The organism is Actinomadura sp. WAC 06369 (assembly GCF_003947565.1).
In the GTDB taxonomy this organism is placed as follows: Bacteria; Actinomycetota; Actinomycetes; order Streptosporangiales; family Streptosporangiaceae; genus Spirillospora; species Spirillospora rifamycini.
Genome location: NZ_QHJN01000266.1, coordinates 1 through 6,523 on the forward strand (window position 1 = coordinate 1; position 6,523 = coordinate 6,523).

Sequence of the window (6,523 nt, forward strand, 5' to 3'; positions counted from 1 at the left end):
GAGCGGGCTCGTCGCGTCCCTGTTCACGCACGGGATCGCGCTGCCGCACATCATCGCGTCCGGGAACGAGGACCTCATCGGGCGGTTCGCGCGGCCGGTGCTGGCCGGGGAGATGATCGGCGCGCTCGGCGTCACCGAACCCGGCACCGGCTCGGACGTCGCGGGCATCCGGACGACGGCGGTGCGCGACGGCGACGCCTACGTGGTGAACGGGGCGAAGCTGTTCATCACCTCGGGGGTGCGGGCCGACTTCGTCACGACGGCCGTCCGGACCGGCGGGCCCGGCTTCGAGGGCATCTCGCTGCTGGTCATCGAGAAGGGCGCCCCCGGGTTCGGCGTCTCGCGGCCGCTGCGCAAGATGGGGTGGCTGTGCTCCGACACGGCCGAGCTGTCGTTCGACGACGTGCGCGTCCCCGCGGCGAACCTCGTGGGCCCGGAGAACGGCGGGTTTCTGCAGATCGTGCAGAACTTCGTCGCCGAACGGCTGTCGCTGGCCGTGCAGGCGTACGCGACCGCGCAGCGCTGCCTCGACCTCACCCTCGGCTGGGTGCGCGAGCGCGAGACGTTCGGCCGTCCGCTGGCGTCGCGGCAGCTCGTCCGGCACAAGATCGCCGAGATGGCCCGGCAGGTCGACGTCGCCCGCGTGTACACGCGCTCGGTCGCCGAGCGGTACGCGGCGGGCGAGGACGTCCTGACCGAGACGGCGTACGCGAAGAACACGGCCGTCTACGCGTGCGAGCACGTGGTGCACGAGGCCGTCCAGCTGCACGGCGGCATGGGCTACATGCGCGAGTCGGAGGTCGAGCGGCACTACCGGGACGCGCGCATCCTCGGCATCGGCGGCGGCACCAACGAGATCATGAACGAGATCGCGGCGAAGCGCCTCGGGCTCTGACCCGGCCGCCGTTCAGCACGCCCCGGCGCCCGCCGGGCGCGCGCCCGCGACGAGGCCGTCGACCAGCGCGCGGAGGCCGTCGAGGTAGGTGTCCTCGGCGGTCAGCTCCGCCCAGCGTCCCGCGACCGCCGCGACGCGCGGCAGCTCGGCGGCGTCGGCGTCCGCGAACACCCGCTCCCGGTAGGTGGGGCGGTCGTCGGACGCGCGCCGCCGCTCCCCCGCCGCGCGGACGATCATCTCGCCGACGGTGTAGTACCAGACCGCCCGGTAGCCGTGCACGGCCCGCTCGGGCGTGAGGCCGCACGCGACCAGGCCGTCCATGATCTGCTCGACGAACCAGAGCGCGGACTCCGACATCAGGTCGTCGGCGGTGAGCACCTCGACGAGCCACGGGCAGGCCGCGAGCGTCCGGCGGATGGCGGCCGCCACGACGACCACCCGTTCGCGCGGGTCGTCCGGCAGGTCGGGCCGGAGCAGGTTGCGCGCCGCGTAGTCGTCCAGCAGCAGGACGAGGAGCTGCTCCTTGTCGCGCACGTGGTGGTAGAGCGCCATCGGCGTGCCGCCGATCTCCTTGGCCAGCCGGCGCATGGTCAGCCGGTCGACGCCCTCGGCGTCCACGATCCGGCGGGCGGTCTCGACGATCTCCGCGCGCGAGAAGCGCGGCGGCCTGCCCTTGCGCTGCGACATCCCCCCATCATCCCGCACCCGCGTCCCGCCCCGGACTGGACGGCGGACGGCCGGGCGGCTATTTTTCTTACATGTACAAAAATACACGGGGGCGGCCCGGCGCGGTCCTGGCGGCGGCGTCCGTCGCACAGTTCCTCTTCGCCATGGACATGGCCCTCATGAACGTCGCGCTGCCCGACCTGCGCGCGTCCCTCGGCTTCTCGCCCGTCGACCTGTCCTGGGTCGTGCACGCCTACGCGCTCACCTTCGGCGGCTTCCTGCTGCTCGGCGGCCGGCTCTGCGACCTGTACGGACGGCGCCGCCTGTTCGTGTCCGGGCTGGCGGCCTTCGCCCTGTTCTCGCTGCTCGGCGGCCTCGCGCAGGCCCCGTGGCAGCTCGTCGCGGCACGGGCCGGGCAGGGCGCGGCGGCCGCCGCCGCGGCCCCGGCCGCCCTGGCCCTGATCACCACGACCTTCCCCCAGGGACGCGAACGCGTCCGGGCGCTCGGCGTGTGGAGCGCGATGAACGCGGCGGGCGGCGCGCTCGGCGTCCTCGCGGGCGGCGTGCTCACCGAGTACGCGGGCTGGCGCTGGGTGATGCTGGTCAACCTGCCGATCGTCGCGGCGGCCCTGGCGCTGGTGCCCGCGGGCGTCACCGCCGACGCGCGGGACGGGCGGCGCGAGCGGCTGGACGTCCTCGGCGCCGTCCTCGCGACCGGCGGCACCGGCCTCCTGGTGTTCGGCGTCGTCCGCACCGACGTCGCCGGCTGGGCGTCGCCCGCGACCCTGGGCACGCTGGCCGCCGCGGCCGCCCTGCTGGCGGGCTTCGCGGTCGCGGAGGCCCGGACGGCGTCGCCGCTCGTCCGGCTCGGCCTCCTGCGGAGCCGCTGGACGGCGGGCGCGAACGTGATCGTGTTCCTCGCCGCCGCCGGGCAGTTCGCGGCGTTCTACTTCGTCTCCCTGTACATGCAGGAAGTGCTGGGCATGGGCGCGGCGGCGACGGGCGCCGCCTTCCTGCCGTTCACCGTCGGCGTCGTGGCCGGGACGGTCGTCGCCACCCGCGTGGGCGCGGCCCGCTCGCCGCGCGCGGCGCTGCTCCCCGGCACGCTGCTGGCCGCCGCCGGACTCGGCTGGTTCTCGCTGATCGGCCCGGACGGCGGGTTCGCCGCCGACGTGCTCGGCCCGTCCGTGCTCACCAGCGTCGGCCTCGGCCTCGTCCTGGCACCGGTCGCCGCCGCCGCGACGACGGGCGTCGCCCCGCACGAGGCGGGCACGGCGTCCGGCCTGCTGAACAGCTCCCGGCAGCTCGGCGGGTGCGTCGGCCTCGCGGCGCTGGCCACCGTCGCCGCCCGGCACACCGCGGACCCCGCCTCCCCGGCGTCCGTCGCCGACGGCTACGCGACGGGCCTCGCCGTAGGCGCCGTCCTGTTCCTGGTGGCCGCCGCCGTCGCCCTCACCCTCCCCTCGACCCGCCGCCCCGAGCGACCAATCCGTCAGAACGGACAGAATTCTGCAGGGTTTAGAACCCAAAAACGCGACAAATCAACTACTTAATGTAATCGCCCTTCACCGAACTCGTCCGGGCGCTAACTTCTCGTGTCCGAGTGCAGGACCGGCTACGAGCATGGAGAATGAACATGACGACCATGGACGAGCGAGTCACCAAGCTGGAGGACCGAGTGACGACACTGGAGACCTGGGCGGGCCCCGGTCAGGCAGAGGCGCTCAGCGGCCGGATCCAGGAGATCGGCAAGGCCGTCGGTCAGCTCCAGACGGACGTGAAGAAGATCCAGAAGACGCTGGAAACGCACGGCCGGACGCTGGCGGAGCACAGCCGGCGGTTCGACCACGTGGACGGGCGGCTGGCGGCCCAGGATCGGAAGCTCGACGCGATCCTCAAGCACCTCGGGGTGCCCGACCCCGGTGCCGGATGAGGTGACGTCCGGTGACGACGCCCGGCGGCCCTTCGGCCGCCGGGCGTCGTCGCGGGTCACGCCTGGGCGACGGCGCCGGACTCGAGGAGGGCGTCGACGTCGTCGAAGCCGAGGTCGGTGAGGACGTCGCGGGTCTGGCCGCCGGGGAGGACGGGTACGCCGTCGGTCTCGGCGGGGGTGCGGGAGAAGCGCGGGGCCGGGGCGGGCTGGCGGCGGCCGCCGAGCTCCGGGAAGACGTCGCGGGACGTGTTGAACGGGTGCTCCTTCGCCTCCTCCAGGGACAGGACGGGCGCGACGCACGCGTCGCTCGGGAGGAAGACCTCGGCCCACTCGTCGCGGGTGCGGGCCTTGAAGGCGGTGGCGAAGCGGTCGCGCAGGTCGGGCCAGCGGTCCTTGTCGTGCTGCCCGGGGAGGTCCTCCCCGTCGAGGCCGAGCAGCCGGACGAACTCGGCGTAGAACTGGGGCTCGATCGCGCCGACCGCCATGTGCTTCCCGTCGGCCGTCTCGTAGACGTCGTACCAGGGGGCGCCGGTGTCGAGCATGTTGACGCCGCGGCGGTCCTCCCAGATGCCGCCCGCGAGGAAGCCGTGGATGAACGTGGACAGGTGCGCGGTGCCGTCGACGATGGCGGCGTCGACGACCTGGCCGCGGCCGCTCGTCCGGGACTCCAGCAGGGCCGACAGGACGCCGACGACGAGGTACATGCTGCCGCCCGCGAAGTCGCCGAGGAGGTTCATCGGGACCTGCGGCGGGCCGCCGGCGCGGCCGATGGCGTGCAGGGCGCCGGTGACGGCGATGTAGCCGATGTCGTGGCCGGCGCTCTGCGCGAGCGGGCCGTCCTGGCCCCAGCCGGTCATCCGGCCGTAGACGAGGGCGGGGTTGCGGTCGAGGCACGCGTCGGGGCCGATGCCGAGGCGCTCGGTGACGCCCGGCCGGAAGCCCTCGAGCAGCACGTCCGCCTTCTCGACGAGGCGCAGGACGACGTCGCGTCCCCGGTCGGACTTGAGGTCGACCGCGACGGACCGCTTGCCGCGGTTGGTGAAGTCGGTGGCCATCCCGCCGCCGACGGCCGAGGCGCGTTCCACCCGGATCACCTCGGCGCCGAGGTCGGCCAGCAGCATCGCGGCGAACGGCCCCGGCCCGATCCCGGCCAGCTCGATCACCCGCACTCCGGAGAGCGGACCTTTGCCCATCTCGCGACCCTTTCGCTGAACGTCGTTCGGTCCCCCCAGTGTGCACCATCGGCGTAAGCGGATGCTGACGCGGGTCAGCGGTCGCGGTCCCGGGCGGTGACCCGGACGGCACCGCCGGGGTCGGGCGAGGTGCCGACGAGCAGCCGGCCCTCGGTGCGGGTGCGCAGTCCGCCGTCCGCATGCGGGGTGAGGCCGCGCGCGGCGGCGGCGAGGTAGCGGCGGGCGCCGTCCGGCGCCGTCCACCACGTGCCGCTCACCGGGCGCCCCACGTCGCAGGCGCCCGTCCGGATCGGCTCGGCCCGGGTGAGGAGCATCGCCTCGGACGAACCGGTCCCGTCGGCGAACGCGAGGCGGGTGCACGTCCAGTCGGCGCGGCCCCCGCCGTGCGGCAGCCGTCCGGCCCAGAAGTCCCACGCGACCGCCTCGGCGACCGGCCGGTCCCGCTCGGCGGTGAGGCAGCCGAGCCGGTTCCAGAAGTCGCGGCCCGCGGGCCCGAGCCGCTCCGCGGGCGCGGCGCCGGACGTCCGGCGGTCGAGCGACCGGGGGTCGGTCGTCCGGTGGTCGGGCGAGCGGTAGGCCAGGACGGGCGCGCGCGGGCCGCCGAGCGCCCCGACGGTGCGGGAGCCGACGTGGAACAGCGGACCGCGGCCGCAGGGCGTCGCGGGCGCGACGGGCGCGGTCACGCCGTCGCGGACCGCCAGGGCCGCGCCGTCGAGGGTCTCGGGGGCGGCGTCCCAGGGCGCGAGCAGCCAGCGGCCTCCGGGCAGCGCGATCGGGGCGGCGGGGTCGGCGCCCGCGAGGCGGACCTCGAGCCCGGCCGGGGTGTACCGGGCGAGGCGGGCGCCGCTGCGCATCACCGCGAGCGGCCCGCCGGCGGCACGCCCGGCGTAGAGGAGTTGGGCGGCGTCGCCGGGCCGGTCCGCGCCGGTCTCCGCCGCCCAGGCGGTGGCGGCCTCCCGCAGGAACACGTCGTCGCGGACGAGGTCGCCGCGCGCGGGCCAGGCGTCGAGGGACCGGACGGTGCGCCAGGCGTCCGGCGCGGCGGTGACGAGCCGCAGCGACGCGGCGGGCGCCGCGGGCGGGCGCTCGGTGACCACCAGGGCGCCGACCAGGACGGCGGTGAGGGCGGCGGCCGTGACCAGCGGCAGCACCGACCGGTTCCGGACGGGCCGGACCGGCACCGGCTCGAACCGCGCGGGCCGCCGCGAGGGCGGCGCCTCGACCGCGTCGGCCGCCTCGATCACCTGCCAGGGGCGGCGCACGCGCAGCTCGATGAGCTGGTCGCGGACGGCGAAGCGCGGCATCCCCTCGATGTGCAGGAGCACGTAGGCGACGCGGACGCCGGGTTCGAGCTTGGCGAGCGCGACGGTCAGCGCCGGGTCGGGCAGCCGGGCGGGCAGCGCGCGCAGCCAGGGGCCGAGGCCGATCTGCAGCCGGCGGGACGGCCGCATCGCGCGGCGCAGCACGCGGGTGCGGCGGCGGGCCAGCCCGGCCGCCGAGCGGTCGCGGGCACCGCGCGCGGTGCCGTCCACGATCCGCCGGGCGAGCGCCAGCCGGTAGACGCGCTTGCCCCGGCCCGGCAGAACGAAATACGCCATTCGGACAAGGTCGCCGTACGCCGATTCGGCCGCGGGCGTTCCCGCCTCCGAACCCGTCAGGACATCTTCCATCACGGCGCGCCACTCCGCTCCCTGCGTTTCCCCGTTCGCGGACCCGAGATTATGGGGCGCACCGACCGGCGTGGAGCCGAATTGGGGGAACACTGACGAAGGCCAAAGAATATGTCGTGCGATTTCCGGACGAATAGACGACGAATCCCCGGCCCCCATGCCCGCC

At 75.2% G+C, this 6,523-nt stretch carries 6 protein-coding genes; 3 read left to right on the forward strand and 3 right to left on the reverse strand.

The genetic code is table 11. The features are described 5' to 3' along the window. Positions 1-895: acyl-CoA dehydrogenase family protein (locus DMH08_RS37630; protein WP_125620999.1), on the forward strand; the 895-nt coding region annotated here is incomplete at its 5' end. 12 nt (positions 896-907) lie between these two features. Here DMH08_RS37630 and DMH08_RS37635 read toward each other — a convergent pair. Further along, positions 908-1,582: a TetR/AcrR family transcriptional regulator gene (locus DMH08_RS37635; protein WP_125621001.1), complete on the reverse strand. Its 675-nt coding sequence runs from the start codon at positions 1,580-1,582 to the stop codon at positions 908-910. Between the two features lie 71 nt (positions 1,583-1,653). Between DMH08_RS37635 and DMH08_RS37640 the strand changes: the two genes are divergently transcribed. Both DMH08_RS37640 and DMH08_RS37645 read left to right on the forward strand, forming a co-directional pair. After that, positions 1,654-3,114, forward strand: coding sequence for an MFS transporter (locus DMH08_RS37640; protein ID WP_125621003.1), 1,461 nt, complete (start codon positions 1,654-1,656; stop codon positions 3,112-3,114). Between the two features lie 83 nt (positions 3,115-3,197). After that, positions 3,198-3,494, forward strand: a complete 297-nt coding sequence (locus DMH08_RS37645) for a hypothetical protein (RefSeq protein WP_125621005.1) — start codon at positions 3,198-3,200, stop codon at positions 3,492-3,494. 56 nt (positions 3,495-3,550) lie between these two features. Here the strand turns inward: DMH08_RS37645 and DMH08_RS37650 are convergent, their stop codons facing one another. Both DMH08_RS37650 and DMH08_RS37655 read right to left on the reverse strand, forming a co-directional pair. Beyond that, positions 3,551-4,687 (reverse strand): CaiB/BaiF CoA transferase family protein, encoded by a 1,137-nt coding sequence (locus tag DMH08_RS37650; RefSeq protein WP_026400389.1) that lies wholly within the window; start codon positions 4,685-4,687, stop codon positions 3,551-3,553. 74 nt (positions 4,688-4,761) lie between these two features. Further along, complete coding sequence (locus tag DMH08_RS37655; RefSeq protein ID WP_125621007.1) at positions 4,762-6,285, reverse strand: hypothetical protein; 1,524 nt, start codon at positions 6,283-6,285, stop codon at positions 4,762-4,764. Between the last annotated feature and the right edge of the window lie 238 nt (positions 6,286-6,523).

What these genes read in the sequence shown, in the direction of transcription:
- DMH08_RS37635 (WP_125621001.1), bottom strand. Translation starts at nt 1,582, where the DNA reads ATGTCGCAGCGCAAGGGCAGGCCGCCGCGCTTCTCGCGCGCGGAGATC.
- DMH08_RS37640 (WP_125621003.1), top strand. Translation starts at nt 1,654, where the DNA reads ATGTACAAAAATACACGGGGGCGGCCCGGCGCGGTCCTGGCGGCGGCG.
- DMH08_RS37645 (WP_125621005.1), top strand. Translation starts at nt 3,198, where the DNA reads ATGACGACCATGGACGAGCGAGTCACCAAGCTGGAGGACCGAGTGACG.
- DMH08_RS37650 (WP_026400389.1), bottom strand. Translation starts at nt 4,687, where the DNA reads ATGGGCAAAGGTCCGCTCTCCGGAGTGCGGGTGATCGAGCTGGCCGGG.
- DMH08_RS37655 (WP_125621007.1), bottom strand. Translation starts at nt 6,285, where the DNA reads ATGGCGTATTTCGTTCTGCCGGGCCGGGGCAAGCGCGTCTACCGGCTG.